The organism is Janibacter sp. UYMM211, from assembly GCF_040547045.1.
Classification (GTDB): domain Bacteria; phylum Actinomycetota; class Actinomycetes; order Actinomycetales; family Dermatophilaceae; genus Marihabitans; species Marihabitans melonis.
Genome location: NZ_JBEPOY010000003.1, coordinates 237,824 through 255,268, shown reverse-complemented (window position 1 = coordinate 255,268; position 17,445 = coordinate 237,824). Strand labels below are relative to the sequence as shown.

General features: G+C 73.5%; 17 protein-coding genes. 5 read left to right on the top strand and 12 right to left on the bottom strand.

The window, feature by feature from the left end:
• Positions 1-18: 18 nt before the first annotated feature.
• The 4 genes from ABIB53_RS10460 (at position 19) to ABIB53_RS10445 (ending at position 2,696) form a co-directional block, all read left to right on the top strand.
• The gene (locus ABIB53_RS10460; protein WP_354588110.1) at positions 19-1,233 is read left to right on the top strand and encodes a phosphoglycerate kinase; all 1,215 of its coding nucleotides are present in this window, start codon (positions 19-21) and stop codon (positions 1,231-1,233) included.
• On the top strand, positions 1,230-2,021 hold the full coding sequence (gene tpiA / locus ABIB53_RS10455; protein WP_354588109.1) for a triose-phosphate isomerase: 792 nt from the start codon (positions 1,230-1,232) through the stop codon (positions 2,019-2,021). Before ABIB53_RS10460 ends, tpiA begins: the two co-directional genes overlap by 4 nt.
• 65 nt (positions 2,022-2,086) lie before the next feature.
• A complete protein-coding gene (gene secG, locus ABIB53_RS10450; RefSeq protein ID WP_123091700.1) occupies positions 2,087-2,332 on the top strand; it encodes a preprotein translocase subunit SecG in 246 nt (81 codons plus the stop codon).
• A 10-nt stretch (positions 2,333-2,342) separates the two neighbouring features.
• Positions 2,343-2,696, top strand: a complete 354-nt coding sequence (locus ABIB53_RS10445) for an RNA polymerase-binding protein RbpA (protein ID WP_083968861.1) — start codon at positions 2,343-2,345, stop codon at positions 2,694-2,696.
• 12 nt (positions 2,697-2,708) lie between these two features.
• Here ABIB53_RS10445 and pgl read toward each other — a convergent pair whose 3' ends face one another.
• The 6 genes from pgl to tkt are packed head-to-tail and all read right to left on the bottom strand — an operon-like array spanning position 2,709 to position 11,094.
• On the bottom strand, positions 2,709-3,452 hold the full coding sequence (gene pgl / locus ABIB53_RS10440) for a 6-phosphogluconolactonase (protein ID WP_354588108.1): 744 nt from the start codon (positions 3,450-3,452) through the stop codon (positions 2,709-2,711).
• Positions 3,449-4,576, bottom strand: coding sequence for a glucose-6-phosphate dehydrogenase assembly protein OpcA (opcA, locus tag ABIB53_RS10435; protein WP_123091703.1), 1,128 nt, complete (start codon positions 4,574-4,576; stop codon positions 3,449-3,451). The genes pgl and opcA overlap by 4 nt, the downstream gene beginning before the upstream one ends.
• Positions 4,573-6,114 (bottom strand): glucose-6-phosphate dehydrogenase, encoded by a 1,542-nt coding sequence (gene zwf, locus ABIB53_RS10430; RefSeq protein ID WP_354588107.1) that lies wholly within the window; start codon positions 6,112-6,114, stop codon positions 4,573-4,575. Before zwf ends, opcA begins: the two co-directional genes overlap by 4 nt.
• Positions 6,111-7,727, bottom strand: coding sequence for a glucose-6-phosphate isomerase (locus ABIB53_RS10425; RefSeq protein ID WP_354588106.1), 1,617 nt, complete (start codon positions 7,725-7,727; stop codon positions 6,111-6,113). Before ABIB53_RS10425 ends, zwf begins: the two co-directional genes overlap by 4 nt.
• The gene (gene tal, locus ABIB53_RS10420; protein WP_354588105.1) at positions 7,724-8,851 is read right to left on the bottom strand and encodes a transaldolase; all 1,128 of its coding nucleotides are present in this window, start codon (positions 8,849-8,851) and stop codon (positions 7,724-7,726) included. The genes ABIB53_RS10425 and tal overlap by 4 nt, the downstream gene beginning before the upstream one ends.
• 5 nt (positions 8,852-8,856) lie before the next feature.
• Entirely contained in the window at positions 8,857-11,094 is a 2,238-nt protein-coding gene (gene tkt / locus ABIB53_RS10415) for a transketolase (protein ID WP_240341680.1), read from the bottom strand.
• Positions 11,095-11,296: 202 nt separating this feature from the next.
• Here tkt and ABIB53_RS10410 point away from each other — a divergent pair, with 202 nt between their 5' ends.
• A complete protein-coding gene (locus tag ABIB53_RS10410) occupies positions 11,297-12,283 on the top strand; it encodes a heme o synthase (protein ID WP_251718790.1) in 987 nt (328 codons plus the stop codon).
• On the opposite strand, the gene ABIB53_RS10405 is transcribed toward ABIB53_RS10410, so the two are convergent.
• The 6 genes from ABIB53_RS10405 to ABIB53_RS10380 all read right to left on the bottom strand — a co-directional run bounded on the left by ABIB53_RS10405 (position 12,207) and on the right by ABIB53_RS10380 (position 17,370).
• Complete coding sequence (locus tag ABIB53_RS10405; RefSeq protein ID WP_354588104.1) at positions 12,207-13,586, bottom strand: MFS transporter; 1,380 nt, start codon at positions 13,584-13,586, stop codon at positions 12,207-12,209. The two genes, ABIB53_RS10410 and ABIB53_RS10405, sit on opposite strands and share 77 nt — an antisense overlap.
• Positions 13,583-14,179, bottom strand: a complete 597-nt coding sequence (locus ABIB53_RS10400) for an ArsR/SmtB family transcription factor (protein ID WP_354588103.1) — start codon at positions 14,177-14,179, stop codon at positions 13,583-13,585. The genes ABIB53_RS10405 and ABIB53_RS10400 overlap by 4 nt, the downstream gene beginning before the upstream one ends.
• Positions 14,180-14,264: 85 nt before the next feature.
• The gene (locus ABIB53_RS10395) at positions 14,265-15,191 is read right to left on the bottom strand and encodes a COX15/CtaA family protein (RefSeq protein WP_354588102.1); all 927 of its coding nucleotides are present in this window, start codon (positions 15,189-15,191) and stop codon (positions 14,265-14,267) included.
• 58 nt (positions 15,192-15,249) lie between these two features.
• Complete coding sequence (locus ABIB53_RS10390) at positions 15,250-15,774, bottom strand: DUF2231 domain-containing protein (RefSeq protein WP_201466850.1); 525 nt, start codon at positions 15,772-15,774, stop codon at positions 15,250-15,252.
• A gap of 127 nt (positions 15,775-15,901) precedes the next feature.
• The gene (locus ABIB53_RS10385; RefSeq protein WP_354588101.1) at positions 15,902-16,669 is read right to left on the bottom strand and encodes an ABC-2 transporter permease; all 768 of its coding nucleotides are present in this window, start codon (positions 16,667-16,669) and stop codon (positions 15,902-15,904) included.
• Positions 16,666-17,370, bottom strand: a complete 705-nt coding sequence (locus ABIB53_RS10380; RefSeq protein WP_354588100.1) for an ABC transporter ATP-binding protein — start codon at positions 17,368-17,370, stop codon at positions 16,666-16,668. The genes ABIB53_RS10385 and ABIB53_RS10380 overlap by 4 nt, the downstream gene beginning before the upstream one ends.
• Positions 17,371-17,445: the final 75 nt, after the last annotated feature.

The following is a 17,445-nucleotide window of genomic DNA, read 5'->3' as shown; positions in this document are numbered from 1 at the left end:
GACAAGGACGCACGGATCGTGAAGACCATCGCCGACCTCGGAGCGCTGCGCGGCCAGCGCGTGCTCCTGCGGTCCGACCTCAACGTCCCGCTCGACGGGAGCACCATCACCGACGACGGACGGATCCGTGCCTCGCTGCCGACGATCCGCGAGCTGACCGAGGCGGGTGCGCGCGTCGTCGTGTGCGCCCACCTCGGTCGGCCCAAGGGCGCTCCCGAGGAGCGCTACTCGCTGCGCCCCGTGGCGCAGCGCCTGGGCGAGCTGCTCGGCCAGGACGTCGCCTTCGCCACCGACACGGTGGGGGAGTCGGCGAAGGGGGTCGTCGCGGACCTCCAGGACGGCGACGTCGCCGTCCTGGAGAACCTGCGCTTCAACCCGGGCGAGACGAGCAAGGACGAGAGCGAGCGCGGTGCCTTCGCCGACGAGCTCGCCGCCCTCGCCGACGCCTACGTCAGCGACGGCTTCGGCGTCGTGCACCGCAAGCAGGCCTCGGTCTACGACGTCGCGACCCGCCTGCCGGCGGCCGTCGGCGGTCTCGTGCGCACCGAGGTCGACGTGCTGCGCCGCCTGACGAGCGAGCCCGAGCGGCCGTACGCGGTCGTCCTCGGCGGCGCGAAGGTCTCCGACAAGCTCGGCGTCATCGACAACCTCCTCGGCACCGCCGACCGCCTGCTCGTCGGCGGCGGGATGGTCTTCACCTTCCTCGCCGCCCAGGGCCACGAGGTCGGCACGAGCCTGCTCGAGGCCGATCAGGTCGACCGGGTCCGCGAGTACCTCGAGCGGGCCGAGCGCGACGGGGTCGAGATCGTCCTGCCCGTCGACGTCGTCGCGGCCACGGAGTTCTCCGCGGAGGCCGACCACGAGGTCGTCGCCGCGGACGCGATCCCCGCCGACCGCATGGGTCTGGACATCGGCCCGCGCTCCGGCGAGCTCTTCGCCTCGCGTCTGGCCGACTGCCGCACCGTCTTCTGGAACGGCCCGATGGGGGCCTTCGAGATGGCCCCCTACGCCGCCGGGACGAAGGCGGTCGCCCAGGCGCTCGTCGACGTCACCGCGACCGGCGCGCTCACCGTCGTCGGCGGTGGCGACTCGGCCGCCGCGGTCCGTCAGCTCGGCTTCGAGGACGCCGACTTCGGGCACATCAGCACCGGGGGCGGCGCGTCCCTGGAGTACCTCGAGGGCAAGGAGCTCCCGGGGCTGCAGGTCCACGAGACCCAGGAGGGCACGCGATGACCAGCCGCACCCCGCTCATGGCGGGCAACTGGAAGATGAACCTCGACCACATGCAGGCCGCGCACCTCGTGCAGAAGCTCGACTGGACGCTGCGCGACGCCAAGCACGACCACGCGGCCGTCGAGGTCGTCGTCGTGCCGCCCTACACCGACCTGCGCTCCGTGCAGACCCTCGTCGACGGCGACAAGCTCGCCCTGCGCTACGGCGCGCAGGACCTCTCGCAGCACGACAGCGGCGCGTACACCGGCGAGATCTCCGGCGCCTTCCTCGCGCGCCTCGGTTGCACCTACGTCGTCGTCGGCCACAGCGAGCGACGTGAGCACCACGGCGAAAGCGACGAGGTCGTCGCGGCGAAGGCCGCCGCGGCCTACCGTCACGGGCTCACCCCCGTCGTGTGCGTCGGCGAGGGTCTCGAGGTCCGCCAGGCCGGCGAGCACGTCTCGCACGTCGTCGAGCAGGTGCGCGGATCGCTCGCGGGCCTGAGCGCCGAGCAGCTGGCCACCGTCGTCGTCGCCTACGAGCCCGTGTGGGCCATCGGCACCGGCGAGGTCGCCACGCCCGAGGACGCCCAGGAGGTGTGCGCCGCGATCCGCGAGGAGCTCGCGCAGATCGCCTCGCCCGAGGTCGCCGACGCGGTCCGGGTCCTCTACGGCGGATCGGTCAAGTCCGGCAACGTCGCGGCGATCATGGCCGGTGCCGACGTCGACGGCGCGCTCGTCGGGGGGGCCTCGCTCGACGCCGAGGAGTTCGCCGCCATCTGCCGCTACCAGGCGCACCTCACCACCTGATCCGGCGCGGGCAGGTATCCTGCCGTGTCAGACCGACCGCACGACCGACCCGAAGGCCGACAGACGTGGACGCAGTACGCATCGCCCTCCAGGTGATCCTCGTGATCACCGGGCTGATCCTCACCCTCCTCATCCTCATGCACAAGGGCAAGGGCGGCGGCATCTCCGACATGTTCGGCGGTGGCATGACCGCGTCCCTCGGCAGCTCGTCGGTGGCCGAGCGCAACCTCACGCGCTTCACGGTCGTCGTGGGGCTGCTGTGGTTCGTCTCCGTCGTCGGCATCGGCGTCATCGACCGCTTCGACGTCTGAGGAGCAGCACATGGCTGGTGGAGGGAACGCGATCCGGGGCAGCCGCGTGGGCGCCGGACCGATGGGCGAGGCCGAGCGGGGCGAGAGCGCCCCGCGGACCTTCGTCTCGTACTGGTGCGGCAAGGGGCACGAGGTGCGCCCGAGCTTCGCCCTCGAGCCCGGGGTCGAGATCCCCGAGCAGTGGGAGTGCACCCGGTGCGGTCTGCCCGCCGGGCAGGACAAGGACAACCCCCCTGCCCCGCCGCGCGCGGAGGTCTACAAGACCCACCTCGCGTACGTCAAGGAGCGCCGCAGCGACAGCGAGGGCGAGGAGATCCTCGCCGAGCGTCTCGGCGAGCTGCGCCGCCGCCGCGGCACCGAGTAGTCGCCCGCCGCGTCAGCGGCTGAGGCCGGCTGCCTGCGCGGCGTCCTCGTCGAGGAACCACACGGTGCGGACGGTCCCGCGGACCTGCGCCGCCGAGGACACGTCGGGGCCGGCGCCGTCGAGGCCGTCGCGGACGGCCTGAGCCTTGTCCGCGCCCGCGACGACGAACCACACCTCGCGGGTGCGCTCCATCGCCTCGAAGGTCAGCGAGACCCGCTCCGGCGGCGGCTTGGGGGAGTCGTGCACCGCGACCGTGATCGCGTCCTGCGCCATCTGGGCCGGGTGACCGGGGAAGAGCGAGGCGACGTGCCCGTCGGGGCCGACCCCGAGCATGAGCACCTCGAAGCCGCCTCGGCCGACGGAGCGCAGCTCCTCGGCGTACCGGCCGGCGGCGTCCTCGACGTCGTCCGAGCCATCCGGCCCCGGCACGCGATGGACGCGATCGTCCGGCAGCCCGAGCCGCGGCAGGCCGGCCTCGTCGGCCTGGGTGTCATTGCGCTCGGGGTCCCCGGACGGGAGGTAGCGCTCGTCGCCCCACCACAGCCCGACGGCGAAGAGGTCGAGCGGCTCGCGCTCGTGCTCCGCCACGAGGGCCGCGACGCTCGCGCCCCCCATCGAGCCCCCGGTGAGACCGATCTCGACCGGTCGCCCGGCGGCGGTGGCCTCCTCGACCACCGCGCGCAGGCGCCGGCCGACGGCCGCCGCGAGCTCGGTCTTGCCGGGCTCGACGACGACCTCGACCGGCGCGCTGCTCACGAGCCCTCGCTCTTGTCCGCGAGCTTGCGGCGTGCGGCCTGCTTCACCGCTGCCGGCTCTGCCGACTTCTTCTCGGGCTCGGCCTGGACCATCGCCGAGCTGCGGGTCGCCCGGGCCTGCTTCTCCAGGCGCTCCTGGGTCTTGCGGCTCGACGAGGGGGAGGGGACCTCCCCCTTCGCCACGGCCTCGGTCATCGTCAGACGACGCATCGTCACCAGGGGGAGGCCCTTGGTGAGGGCGTCCTCGTAGACCTCGTCCGCGTCGAGCCGCCGCAGCTCGTCGGCGAGGCACTCGGCGTCGCTGCGGTGGGCCAGGGCGATCGCGCGCTGCGGCTGCCCTGTCTGGTCCATCGTCGCCGTCTCGCCGTCCTGAGGGCGCACGAGGTCGATGATCCCCGAGCGCCGCTCCAGGCGTACCGAGATGATCCCGCTGCGGTCGCGCGATCGCACGACCGACACCGGGCAGCGCAGCCGGTGCTGGAGCCAGCCCGCGAGCAGGTCGGTCGAGGGCGAGTCGCCGGCACCGGTGACCGTCGCGCTCGTCACGGGCTCGAAGGGGGCCCGGTCCAGCGCCGAGGCGAGCAGCCCTCGCCACAGGGTGACGCGCGACCACGCGAGGTCGGTGTCGCCGGGGCTGTAGGAGCGGGCCAGGGTCTTCAGAGCCGGCCCGATGCTCTCCAGCTGGGCCACGTCGGTGATCCGCCGCTGGGCCATCGCGCCGACAGGGTCGTGCGCGGGTGACTTCGGCGGGTCCTTCGGCCACCACGCGACGACGGGGGAGTCGGGCAGCAGCAGCGGGATGACGACGCTGCGGGCATGGGCGACGAGCGGCCCGTAGAGCCGCAGGACGACGACCTCGCTGGCCCCGGCGTCCCCGCCCAGACGGATCTGCGCGTCGAGGCGCGCCTTGCCGCGGGTGTTGCCCGAGGCAACCGCGACGATGCGGCACGGATGCTGGTGGCTCGCGTCGTTGGCGATCTCGACGGCGTCGTCGATGTCGGCCTCGTCGGCGATGACGACGAGGGTGAGGACGCGCGAGAGCGCCATCGACCCCACGTCCTGACGCAGCCGGACGAGCTTCTTCGAGATCGCCTGGGTCGTCGTGCTCGGCAGGTCGATGATCACGGCATCCTCCACTCGCGGCCGTCACGGTGCATCATCGCGTCAGCGCTCGTCGGGCCCCACGTGCCCGCGGGGTACTGGTCGATGGAGCGCTGCTTGGCCCAGTACTTCTCGATGGGGTCGAGGATCTGCCAGGACAGCTCGACCTCCTCGTGCCGGGGGAAGAGCGGGGGGTCGCCGAGCAGCACGTCGAGGATGAGCCGCTCGTAGGCCTCGGGGCTCACCTCGGTGAAGGCGCGCCCGTAGCCGAAGTCCATCGAGACGTCGCGCACCTCCATCTGGTTGCCGGGCACCTTCGCCCCGAAGCGCATCGTGATGCCCTCGTCGGGCTGGACCCGGATGACGACGGCGTTCTGCCCCAGCTCCTCGGTCTCGGTGTCGTTGAAGGGCAGGTGCGGCGCCCGCTTGAAGACGACGGCGATCTCCGTCACCCGCTTGCCCAGGCGCTTGCCCGTGCGCAGGTAGAAGGGCACGTTCGCCCAGCGACGCGTGTCGATGTCGAGGCGCACCGCGGCGTAGGTCTCGGTCGTCGAGGACTCGCCGACCCCGTCCTCGTCGCGGTACCCGATGACGTGCTCGCCGCCCTGCCAGCCCTCGGCGTACTGCCCGCGGGCGGTGTGCTTGCCGAGGTCCTTGGGGATGCGCACCGCGGCGAGGATCTTCTCCTTCTCGGCCCGCAGCGCATCCGCGGTGAAGCTCGTCGGCTCCTCCATCGCGGTGAGGGCGAGCAGCTGGAGCAGGTGGTTCTGGATGACGTCGCGGGCCGCGCCGATGCCGTCGTAGTACCCCGCGCGACCACCGATGCCGATGTCCTCGGCCATGGTGATCTGCACGTGGTCGACGTAGTGGCTGTTCCACACCGGCTCGAACATCTGGTTCGCGAAGCGCAGCGCCAGGAGGTTCTGGACCGTCTCCTTGCCGAGGTAGTGGTCGATCCGGAAGGTCGAGTCGGCCGGGAAGACCGACTCGACGATGTCGTTGAGCTCGCGCGCGCTCTTGAGGTCGTGCCCGAAGGGCTTCTCGATGACGACCCGACGCCAGGAGTCGCCCTCGCCACGTGTCAGGCCGCTGCGCTCGAGCTGCTGGCAGACCGTCGAGAAGGAGCCCGGGGGGATCGAGAGGTAGAAGGCGTGGTTGCCGTCGGTGCCCCGCTGCTCGTCGAGCTCGTGGACGGTCTCGGCGAGCAGATCGAAGGCCGCGTCGTCGTCGAAGACGCCCGGCACGAAGCGGAAGCCCTCGGACAGGGCCCGCCACACCTCCTCGCGGAAGGGGGTGCGGGCGTGGGCCCGCACCGCCTCGTGGACGATCTTGCCGAAGTCCTGGTCCTCCCAGTCGCGACGGGCGAAGCCGACGAGGCTGAAGCCGGGCGGCAGCAGACCGCGGTTGGCGAGGTCGTAGATCGCCGGCAGGAGCTTCTTGCGCGCGAGGTCGCCCGTGACGCCGAAGAGCACGAGGCTGCACGGCCCGGCGATCTTCGGCAGCCGCTTGTCCCGTGGGTCGCGAAGGGGGTTGTCCGTCGCCGTCACCTTGGCCGGCTTCATGCGTCGCCCTTCGAGACGGCCGAGGTCACGGCGGCGATACCGCCGTCACCGGTGAGGTGCAGGACGAGGACCGGACGCCCGTGGTCGACGAGGACCGAGGCGTCGCCCCCGGCCTGCGCGGCGACGAACTCGCCGAGGGTGAAGTCGCGGCCCGGGACCGGCAGGTCCTCGCGCGGTGTGTCGGTGACCTGGAGGAAGACCCCGGTCGCGGGCCCGCCCTTGTGGTACTGCCCCGTCGAGTGCAGGAAGCGCGGGCCCCAGCCGAAGGTCGTCGGACGACCCGTGCGCTCGGCGAGGGTCGTCGCGACCTGCGCGAGACCGGCGTGCTCCGCCCGGTCGAGGTAGGCCATGACGGCGACGTAGCCGTGCTCGGGGTCGAGCTGGGCGAGCAGGGCGTCGACCGCGTCGCTCACCGTGCTCGCGTCGCCGAGCCAGTCGCCGCCGAGGGCGCGCACCTCGACGTCGCCGTCGGTGACGTCGGGGGAGGTCGGGGCGTCCCCCTTCGCCTCGAGCAGGCCGCGGGCGGCCGCCTTGGCGGACTCGACGTCGGGCTGGTCGAAGGGGTTGATGCTCAGCAGACGGCCGGCGGCCGCGGTCGCGACCTCCCACAGGAGCAGCTGGGCGCCGAGGGTCCCGCCGACGTCGACGACGGACGGGGCGGAGCTGTCCGGCTCCTCCTCGTGGTCGGTGCCGACGAGGCGCACGAGCGTCGCGTCGTCCGGCAGGGCACGGTCACCGGGCGAGGGCAGGACGACGGGCAGGATCCCGCGCCCCTGCTTGCCGGTGGACTCCGCGATGAGCTGCTCGGCCCAGTCGCCGAAGCCGGCGGCCTGAGTGCCGTGCTCGAGGAGGTAGAGCTTGTCGCGCAGCGGGTCGGTGGCGGCCATCGCCGCGCCGAGGCGCAGGCCGGGGTTGGCCTCGTCGTCCTCGGCGAGCAGGTCGGTCACCGACTCGGCGTCGTCGAGGAGCTCCTCGACGTCGGCTCCGGCCAGACCGGAGGGCACGAGGCCGAAGGCGGTCAGCGCCGAGTAGCGCCCGCCGACCTGCGGGTCGGCCGAGACGACGCGGTAGCCCGCGTCGCGAGCCTCCTGCTCGAGCGGGCTGCCCGGGTCGGTGACGACGACGATGCGACGCGCCGCGTCGATGCCGGCGTCGGCGAAGGCCTGCTCGAAGACCCGGCGCTGGCTGTCGGTCTCGACGGTGGAGCCGGACTTGCTCGAGACGACGACGACCGTGCGCTCGAGGTCGGTCACGGCGGCCCGCACGACGTCGGGGTGGCTGGAGTCGAGGACGACGAGCGGGACGCCCGCGGTGGCGCAGATGACCTCGGGCGCCAGCGAGCTGCCGCCCATGCCGCACAGGACGACCCGGTCGACGCCGTCGGCGCGCAGCTCGTCGCGCAGCGCGGCGATCTCGCCGACGAGGGGGCGCGAGGAGCGGGCCAGGCCCACCCAGGACAGGCGCTTGGACGCCTCGTCCTCGGCCTCGGCGCCCCACAGGGTCGCGTCCTGCGCGAAGAGCCGGCTCGCGAAGCGCTCCTCGACGAGGGCGGGCACGGCGGAGGCGATCGCCTGCGCCGCCGCGCCCGCGGCGGAGACGGACAGGCTGCTCACTTCTCGCCGGCCTTGTCGAGCTCGGTGCGCACGCCGTCGAGCAGCTCGGCCCAGGACGCCTCGAACTTCTCGACGCCCTCGCGCTCGAGCTGGTCGGTGACCTCGGTGTAGCCCACGCCGAGCTCGGCGAGCCGGTCGAGGACCTGCTGCGCCTCCTCGTAGGTGCCGCTCACCTGGTCGCCGCGGACCTCGCCGTGGTCGAGGACCGCGTCGAGGGTCTTCTCCGGCATGGTGTTGACGGTGTTCGGGGCGGCGAGGTCGACGACGTACAGCGTGTCGCTGTAGTCGGGATTCTTCACACCCGTCGACGCCCACAGCGGGCGCTGCTTGCGTCCTCCCTCGGCCTCGAGACGCTCCCAGCGCGGCGTCGAGAAGACCTCCTCGTAGGCCTGGTAGGCCAGACGGGCGTTGGCGACGCCGGCCTTGCCCCTTAGGGCGAGGGCCTCGTCGGTGCCGATCTTCTCCAGGCGCGCGTCGATCTCGCTGTCGACGCGGGACACGAAGAAGGAGGCGACCGAGTGGATCGTCGAGATGTCCTCGCCGGCCGCGAGGGCCTTCTCGAGGCCCTCGAGGTAGGCGTTCATCACCGCGCGGTAGCGCTCGAGGCTGAAGATCAGGGTGACGTTGACGCTGATCCCCGCGCCGAGGGTGTCGGTGATCGCCGACAGGCCCTCCTGGGTCGCCGGGATCTTGATGAAGACCTGCGGGCGGTCGACGGTGTCGGACAGCGCCTGGGCGAGCTCGACCGTGCGCGCCGTGTCGCGCGCCGCGCGGGGGTCGACCTCGATCGAGACCCGGCCGTCGACGCCTTCGGTGGCCTCGTAGATCGGGCGGAAGACGTCGCACGCCTCGCGCACGTCGTCGGTCGTCAGCGCGAAGACCGCGTCGTCGACGTCCGTGCCGGACGCGGCGAGCTCGCGCAGCTGCTCGTCGTAGGCGTCGCCCTGGGCGAGCGCGGCCTGGAAGATCGAGGGGTTCGTCGTCACGCCGACGATGCCCTTGGTCTCGACGAGCTCGACGAGGTTGCCCGAGCGCAGCCGCTCGCGCGAGAGGTCGTCGAGCCAGACGCTGACGCCGACCTCCTCGAGGTCCTGGATGGGTGCGGGCTTGCTGGAGGTGCTCATGTCGCTCACTTTCCGCTCTCGACGTCGGCCTTGGTGCTCGCCGGCTCCGGGGTGCCGACGTCCGTGCCGGTCTCGACGTCGCGCCGGGGCGCGGTGGCGTCGAGGTCGGGGACGACGGCCCGGTTGCGGGACGCCTTGAGGGAGTCCTTCGCGGCCTTGACGACCGCGGCCGGCGTGAAGCCGAACTTCTCGTACAGGGTCTGGTAGTCGGCGCTCGCGCCGAAGTGCTCGATGCTCACGCAGCGGCCGGAGTCGCCGACGAGGTCGTGCCAGCCCATGGCGACCGACGCCTCGACGCTGACGCGCGCGGTGACGGCCGGGGGGAGGACCTCGTCGCGGTAGCGACGGGACTGCCGCTCGAACCACTCGCGGCAGGGCATCGACACGACCCGGGTCGCGGTGCCCGAGCGCTCGAGCTTCTCCTGGGCCTCCAGGGCGATGGAGACCTCGGAGCCGGTGGCGATGATGATGACCTCGGGGGTGCCCCCCTTCGCCTCGGACAGGACGTAGGCACCCTTCGCGGCGCCGGCGGCCTTGCCGTAGCGCTCCCGGTCGAGGACCGGGAGGTTCTGGCGCGAGAGCGCGAGGGCCGCGGTCCGGTCGTTCTCGAGGACCTGGCCCCACACGACCGCGGTCTCGTTGGCGTCGGCGGGGCGCACGACGTCGAGGCCGGGCATGGCGCGCAGCGTCGCGAGGTGCTCGATCGGCTGGTGGGTCGGGCCGTCCTCGCCGAGGCCGATGGAGTCGTGCGTCCACACGAAGGTCACGGGCAGCTGCTGCAGGGCCGCGAGCCGCACGGCGGGGCGCATGTAGTCGCTGAAGACGAGGAAGGTGCCGCCGTAGGGGCGGGTGAGCCCCTCGAGCGCGATCCCGTTGAGGATCATGCCCATGCCGTTCTCACGGATGCCGAAGTGCAGCGTGCGGCCGTAGGGCCCGCCGGACCACATGTCGGTCTGCTTGCTCTTGGGGACGAAGGAGGGCTGGCCGTCCATCGTCGTGTTGTTGCTGCCGGCGAGGTCGGCGGAGCCGCCCCACAGCTCGGGCACGAGGTCGGCGAGGGCGGTGAGCACCTTGCCGGACGCGGCGCGCGTGGCCATGCCCTTCTCGCTGTCGGCGGGGAAGGTCGGCAGCGCACGGCGCAGCCCCTTGGGCAGCTCGTGGGCGACGAGGCGGTCGAGCAGCTCGGCGCGCTCGGGCTGGGCCTTGCGCCACGCGGCGTACGTCTTGTCCCACTCCTTGTGCGCCGCCTTGCCGCGCGCCCCGACCTTGCGGGCGTGGGCGATGACGGAGCGGTCGACGGCGAAGGACTTCGCCGGGTCGAAGCCGAGGACCTCCTTGGTCGCCGCGACCTCGTCGGCGCCGAGCGCCGAGCCGTGGGCCGAGCCCGTGTCCTGCTTGCCGGGGGCCGGCCACGCGATGATCGTGCGCAGCTCGACGAGCGTGGGCCGGCGCGAGCGGCGCGACTTCTCCAGCGCCTTGAGCAGGGCGTCGACGTCCTCGACGTAGGCCGCCCCGTCGCCGTCCTTGCGCCAGTCGACGGTCACCGTCTCCCAGCCGTAGGCCTCGTAGCGCTTCGGCACGTCCTCGCTGAAGGAGATGTCGGTGTCGTCCTCGATGGAGATCTGGTTGTTGTCGTAGATCACCGTGAGGTTGCCGAGCTCCTGGTGGCCGGCGAGCGAGCTCGCCTCGGACGCCACGCCCTCCATGATGTCGCCGTCGGAGGCGATGACCCAGATGTGGTGGTCGAAGGGGGACTCGCCCGCCTTCGCGTCGGGGTCGAGCAGGCCGCGCTGGCGGCGCTGCGCCATCGCCATGCCGACGGCGGTGGCCAGACCGGAGCCGAGCGGGCCGGTCGTCACCTCGACGCCCTTCGTGTGGTGGACCTCGGGGTGGCCCGGGGTCTGGCTGCCCCAGGTGCGCAGCGCCCTGAGGTCGTCGAGCTCGAGGCCGTACCCGCTGAGGTAGAGCTGGACGTACTGCGTGAGCGAGGAGTGGCCGCACGACAGGACGAAGCGGTCACGGCCGAGCCACGCCGGGTCGGCGGGGTCGTGGCGCATGACCTGCTGGTAGAGCAGGTAGGCGACGGGGGCCAGGCTCATCGCGGTGCCGGGGTGGCCGTCGCCCTTGTGCTGGACGGCGTCGGCGGCGAGCAGGCGCGCGGTGTCGACCGCGGCGATGTCGAGGTCGTCCCAGCCGGCCGTGCGCGCGACGGGCTTCTTCAGCTCCGGGCTGCGCCTGCTCACGCTCGTGACCTTCGTCGTGGTCTTCTTCGCCGCCTTCTTCGCGGTCTGCGAGGGGGTCAAGGATGCCTTCTCTCTCGGGGGGCTGCCAGACCTGATCCAGCCTAGACCGGGTGGTGACACAGGTCGCACGTGCCGTCCAGGGCCGTTCCCCGTCGTCTCGTCGTCGACCCGGCGGTCTCGAGCCCGACGCACGGGCGATACCATGGAGGTTCTGCTCCCCACGCTCATCGAGGACCCCTTGACGACGATCGACCGGACGCACGCGCCCGTGCCCGTGACGTCATCTCGTCGACGCAAGGCAGCGGCCTACGTCGCGCTCACCAAGCCCCGGATCATCGAGCTGCTGCTCGTGACGACCGTGCCCGTGATGTTCCTCGCCCAGCGGGGCCTGCCGGACCTGTGGCTCGTCGTGGCCACGCTCGTCGGCGGCTCGCTGAGCGCCGGCGCGGCGAACACCTTCAACATGGTCTACGACCGCGACATCGACGCGCAGATGGGTCGCACGGCGCACCGTCCGCTCGTCACCGGCGAGGTGACGCCGCGGGCGGCGATGGTCTTCGGGGTCCTGCTGACGATCGCCTCCACCGCGTGGCTCGGCCTGCTCGTCAACCCGCTCTCCGCGGCGCTCTCGCTCGGCGCGATCCTCCTCTACGCCGTCGGCTACACGATGATCCTCAAGCGCCGCACCGCGCAGAACATCGTGTGGGGCGGCATCGCCGGGTGCATGCCGACGCTCATCGGCTGGTCCGCCGTGACGAACAGCGTCCAGTGGCCGGCGATCATCCTCTTCCTCGTCATCTTCTTCTGGACGCCGCCGCACTACTGGCCGCTGTCCATGCGCTTCACCGAGGACTACGCCCGCGCCGGCGTGCCGATGCTCCCGGTCGTCGAGGGCAACGTCACCGTCGCGCGCCAGATCGTCGCCTACTCGTGGGTCATGGTCGCGACCTCGCTCGCCCTCGTGCCCGTCGCCGAGATGGGCTGGCTCTACCTCGGCGCCGCGCTGCTGTCCGGCGCGCTCTTCCTGCGCGAGGCGCACCGGCTGCTCTCCGCCGCGCGCGCCGGCCTCTCGCAGGCGAAGATGCGCCCGATGCGCCTCTTCCACTTCTCCATCACCTACGTCTCGCTGCTCTTCCTCGGCGTGGCGCTCGACCCCCTGCTGCACCTGCCGCTGCCCGGCCTGGCCTGACCCCGCCGCGGCCTCGAGCCTCGTCCCGGCGCCCCGGGTCGTCGAGCCGGCCGGACGGCAGGTCCCGCAGCCTCGCCCAGGGCGAGAGCAGGGTCGCCAGGGTCGCGACGACGTGCAGCCCCGCCATGAGCAGGATCGTCTGACGCAGCCCCACGGCACCGCCGAGGCCGCCCGCGACGAGGGCGCCGAGCGGCATGGTGCCGAAGTTCACCACGGCCGCGGCGCCCGAGGTGCGACCGAGCAGGTCGGCCGGCACCCAGCGCTGGCGGAAGGCCCCGCGCACGACGTTGGCCCCGACGAGACCCAGGCCCACGAGAGCGGAGCCGAGCGGCACCAGCCAGATCCCGTGCCCCGGGCTGGCCAGGCCGACGAGCAGCGCGGGCGGGCCACCGGCGAGCTGGAGCACGAGCATCGCCCGGGCGCTGCCCAGCAGGCGCGACACCCGGGCGGCGACCACCGCGCCGACGAGGCCCCCGGTCGCCCCGAGGGCGAGGAGCAGCCCGACCGAGCCCGGGGTGGCCTCCAGGTCGCGCAGCAGGAAGAGCACGAGGAGCGTCTGGTAGCCGGTGAGCGCGAAGTTGCTCGCCCCGCCCTGGACGGTGAACCACGCGAGGTAGCGGTCGCCGAAGGTCACCCGCAGCCCCTCGCGCACCATCGGCCCGACCCGCTCGCGCTCCTGGTCCGGGGCGGCCCGCTCGGGCCGGCCGCCCCGGATCCGCCACAGGCAGAGCGCGGAGACGAGGAAGCTCACGACGTCGACGACGAGGGCGAGCGCGCCGCCGACGAGCTGGACGAGCAGACCGCCCGCCCCGGGGCCGGCGACCTGCATCGCCGACTCCGTGCCGTAGACCCGCCCGTTCGCCGCCTCGAGGTCCTGCGGGCGTACGAGCCGGGTGAGCAGCCCGGGGTAGGCGGTGCGGAAGACGACGTCCTTGACCCCGCTGCCGAGCGCGGCGAGCACGAGATGGGGCAGGCCGAGCACGCCGAGGGCCCAGGCGAGCGGGACGGAGGCGAGGACGAGCGCGCCGAGCAGGTCGGCGGCGATCATGAGGCGCCGGTTGTCGCCGCGGTCGACCCAGGCGCCGGCGGGCAGCCCGAGGACCAGCCAGGGCAGCCACACGGCAGCGGTGAGGACGCCCATCCAGCCCGCCGAGGCGCCCAGGGAGACGGCGAGGACGGGCAGGACGACGAGGGTCGTCATCGAGCCGAGGACGGAGACCGCCTCGCCGGACCAGAGCAGGGCGAAGTCCCGGTTGCGGCTCAGCGGGGGAGCGGGGGCAACCGGTGCGGGTGCGGTGGTCATGGCCGGCTGGGGAAGCCGCGCGCGGCGACGTAGATCGACTCGCGCCGCACGTCGTCGTCGGGGGTCTCGCGGGTGCTCCACCGCTCGAGGACGTCCATGACCTCCTCGGCGACCTGCCGCAGCTCGTCGGGGCTCAGGCGCAGCCAGTTCTGCGTGGCGAAGGCGGCGTCGGTCCACTCGCCGGTGCCGTCGTCGGCGGCGAGCCACTCCTGGACCCGCTCGGACGTCCGGCGCCACACGAGGGCCTCCGCGGCATCGGCGGCGGCCAGGGCCGCGGGGTCCGAGATCTCCGACCGGGACCACCGGGTGCCGCGCCCGACGAGGCGCCACCAGCGCTCGCGCCGGTCGCGCGCGAGCTCCGGCGCCTCCTCGATGAGGCCCGCCTCGGCGAGGACCTTGAGGTGATGGCTCGCGCTGCCGACGGCCTGGTCGGTCGCCTCGGCGAGCCGGCTCGCGGTCGCTGGTCCGTCGGCCTTGAGGGCGTCGAGGATGCGGGAGCGAAGGGGGTGGGCCAGGGCGGACAGGGCGCGCGCCTCGGTGAGGGTGCGGATCCCCTCACGGGCACGCCGGGTCTGCGGGGTGGGGTCGTCCATGTCACCGACACTAGACCCACAAGAGTGGTTGCACAAGATATCTTGTAGGTCTCCCCGGGTGCGACGGGGGTGGAGGTGCGGGGGGTCAGTCCTCGTCGACGGCGGTGCGCGTGAGCACGACGGCGCGGGTCACGGCGACGACGAGGAGCGAGGCGCCGAGCATGTGCGCGAGGACGAGCGCCTCGGGCAGCTTCGTGAGGTACTGCACGTAGCCGATGAGCCCCTGGGCGAGGGTCACCGCCATGACGACGCCCCACGCGCGGCTGGCCCGGCTCCTGCGCCCGGTGACCGCAGCCCCGAGCCACACGGCGGCCACGAGTCCGACGAGCAGCATGACGGAGTCGGCGTGGAGCCAGGAGATCGTCCGGGGGTCGAAGCCCGTGCGGGCTGGGGTGTCGGCATCACCGGAGTGCGGGCCCGAGCCGGTGACGACCGTGCCGAGCGCGAGGACGACGACGAGCACGGCGACGACCGCGGCCTGGGCCCGGTCGACGAGGGGGTGCACCTGCGCCGGCCCGGCGGGATGGGTCGAGCGCCACAGCATCCACGACGCGGTGGCGACGAGCACCATCGAGGCGAGGAAGTGGAAGGCGACGATCCACGGGTTGAGCCCGGTGAGGACGGTGATGCCCCCGACGACCGCCTGTGCGGCGATGCCCGCGAGGACGACGAGCGCCCCCGTGCGCAGGTCGCGACGCTCGCGCGCGTACCGGAAGAGCGCCCACAGCAGGCCGAGCGCGACGAACCCGAGCAGTCCCGTGAGGGTCCGGTTGCCGAACTCGATGAGCTTGTGGACGCCCTCCTCCTGCTGCACGGTCGGCACGTAGGAGCCGGGGACGCACTGCGGCCACGTCGGGCACCCGAGGCCCGACCCGGTGAGCCGGACGAGCCCGCCGGTGACGACGATGCCGACCTGGCAGACGAGGTTGGCGACGAGCAGCACCCTCAGGAGGGGGTGGACGACCCCCTTCGCCGGGGAGGTCGGGGCGATCGGGGCGGTCTGCACGGGCACCCCCCAACGGTAGGCCGACGCGGGCTGCAGGACCGCATCGGGTCCGCCGACCGGGGGCTCACCCTCCGCCGTGCGGGAGGCCCTGGCTCTGCTGCACGACGTCGCCCCACGCGACCTGGGCCCCGGTGTGGCCGGCGCGGACGACGAACCACAGCGCGGCGAGCGAGACGAGGACGAGGATCACCCGTGCGGCCAGCGCGACCGCGGGGCTGCCGACCACGGGCAGCCGAGGTACGCGGCCGGAGCGCGAGGGCAGGAGCCACAGCACGGCGAGGACGACGACCACGGCGAAGACGACGACGACGGTACGGGCGAGGTCGCCGGCCTCCGTGTGCGTCTCGAGCGCGGGGTCCTGCAGCCCCAGCGCCCGCAGCCGTCCCTCGAGCGCCTCGCCGCTCGAGGCGGCGACGACGGCGCTCGGCGCGGAGACGACCGCGAGGGAGAGGGTGGGCCAGGTGAGCGCCGAGCGCCACCGGGGCACGAGGGCGTAGGCCGCGGCCGCGAGGGCGGCCAGGGGCGTGAGCACGACCACCGCGTGGATGACGAGGACGTGGACGGGCAGACCGGCGACGGTGTCGAGCATGATCACCTCCGGGGAGCAGGGCCTGGACGTGTCGAACCTAGGGCGGCCAGGCCGTGCCGACCCGGTGGACCCGCTGTGGATGACCTGTGGGCCCTGATGCCCGTGACCGGGTGCCCGACCGCCCGGCTCAGTCGTCCCAGCGGAAGGTGCGCACGGCGACCGCGCTCAGCGCGAGCGCCCAGCCGAGGAGCACGAGCCACGACGCCCACGGCAGCCCGCCGTCGGCCGACAGGCGCATCGCGTCGCCGAGCGCGCCCGAGGGGAGCCATCGGGTGACGGCCGCCAGGCCGGGGGAGAAGACCTCGGAGGCGAGCAGCAGCCCGCCGGCACCTGCGAGGAGGACCCACACGAGGTTGGCGAGCGCGAGGACGGCCTCGGCCCGCAGCGCCCCCGCGAGGACGAGGGCAAGCGCGACGAAGGCCCACGCCCCGAGGGCGACGCTGACCACCCCGGTGGGCAGGCCCGACCAGGCCGGCCGCCACCCCATGGTCAGGGCGGCCGCCCCGACGACGACGAGCTGACCGACGAGCGCGGCGAGCACCGCCAGCGCCTTGCCCAGGAGCAGGCCGTCGCGGCCGAGCGGCGTCGTGCCGAGCAGCCGCAGGACGCCGTAGCGCCGGTCGAAGCCGGTCTGGATCGCCTGCCCGGTGAAGGCCGTGCTCACGACGACGAGGGCGAGGACCCCGGGGGCGACGGCGTCGACGCGGGGCTCGGGCAGGTCGGGGTAGGGCGCGAGGACGAGCCCGACGAGCGCGAGGAGGGGCAGGACGAGCGAGACGAGGAGCTGCTCGCCGTTGCGCAGCAGCACGCCGGCCTCGTAGCCGGCCTGGGCGAGGACCCGGCGGGACGCCGGGGCGGGGGAGGGGCGTGCGGAGGGCGGCGTCGTGGCGCTCATGCGGCCTCCCCGCTCGTCAGGGCGAAGTAGCGCTCCTCGAGGGAGTCGCCGCCGACCTCGGCGAGCGTGCCGGCCGCGACGACGCGGCCCGCGTGCATGATGACGACGCGGTCGGCGAGGCGCTCGGCCTCGGCGAAGGAGTGCGTCGTCACCAGGAGCGCCGTGCCCTCGTCGCTCACGCGGCGCAGGAGGGCGTGCACCTCGCGCTGGGCGTGGGGGTCGAGCCCGGCGGCCGGCTCGTCGAGGAAGGCCACCTCGGGTCGGCCGACGAGGGCGGCCGCGAGGGCGAGGCGCTGGCGCTGGCCCCCGCTGAGCCGGCGCACCGGCGTGCGGGCGAAGGGGGCGATGCCCAGGGCCTCGACGAGCTCGTCGCGACGGCTGACGCCGCCGTGGAGCCGCACGAGATGGGCGAGCAGGCGCTGCGGCGAGACCGACTGGGGCAGCCCGCCGTCCTGGAGCATGACGCCGACCCGCGCGCGGTGCGCGGCATCGGCGTGCCAGGGGTCGGTGCCGAGGACGCGGACCGTGCCGGAGTCGGGGCGCTGCAGGCCCTCGAGGCACTCGACGGTCGTCGTCTTGCCGGCGCCGTTCGGGCCGAGGACGCACGTGATCTCGCCGAGCTCGGCGGTGAGGGTGGCCCCGTCGACCGCGCGCACGGAGCCGAAGGACCGGTGGAGGTCGGTCACGGCTACGGCGGTCACGGGAGGGCAGTCTACGGTCGTCGGGGGCACCCCTTCGCACCCCCTGCCCGGGCCGCGGACGGTAAGGGTCACCTT

What these genes read in the sequence shown, in the direction of transcription:
- ABIB53_RS10410 (WP_251718790.1), top strand. Translation starts at nt 11,297, where the DNA reads ATGGAGGTTCTGCTCCCCACGCTCATCGAGGACCCCTTGACGACGATC.
- tal (WP_354588105.1), bottom strand. Translation starts at nt 8,851, where the DNA reads ATGAGCACCTCCAGCAAGCCCGCACCCATCCAGGACCTCGAGGAGGTC.
- ABIB53_RS10405 (WP_354588104.1), bottom strand. Translation starts at nt 13,586, where the DNA reads ATGACCACCGCACCCGCACCGGTTGCCCCCGCTCCCCCGCTGAGCCGC.
- ABIB53_RS10400 (WP_354588103.1), bottom strand. Translation starts at nt 14,179, where the DNA reads ATGGACGACCCCACCCCGCAGACCCGGCGTGCCCGTGAGGGGATCCGC.
- ABIB53_RS10385 (WP_354588101.1), bottom strand. Translation starts at nt 16,669, where the DNA reads ATGAGCGCCACGACGCCGCCCTCCGCACGCCCCTCCCCCGCCCCGGCG.
- ABIB53_RS10445 (WP_083968861.1), top strand. Translation starts at nt 2,343, where the DNA reads ATGGCTGGTGGAGGGAACGCGATCCGGGGCAGCCGCGTGGGCGCCGGA.
- ABIB53_RS10390 (WP_201466850.1), bottom strand. Translation starts at nt 15,774, where the DNA reads ATGCTCGACACCGTCGCCGGTCTGCCCGTCCACGTCCTCGTCATCCAC.
- zwf (WP_354588107.1), bottom strand. Translation starts at nt 6,114, where the DNA reads ATGAAGCCGGCCAAGGTGACGGCGACGGACAACCCCCTTCGCGACCCA.
- tpiA (WP_354588109.1), top strand. Translation starts at nt 1,230, where the DNA reads ATGACCAGCCGCACCCCGCTCATGGCGGGCAACTGGAAGATGAACCTC.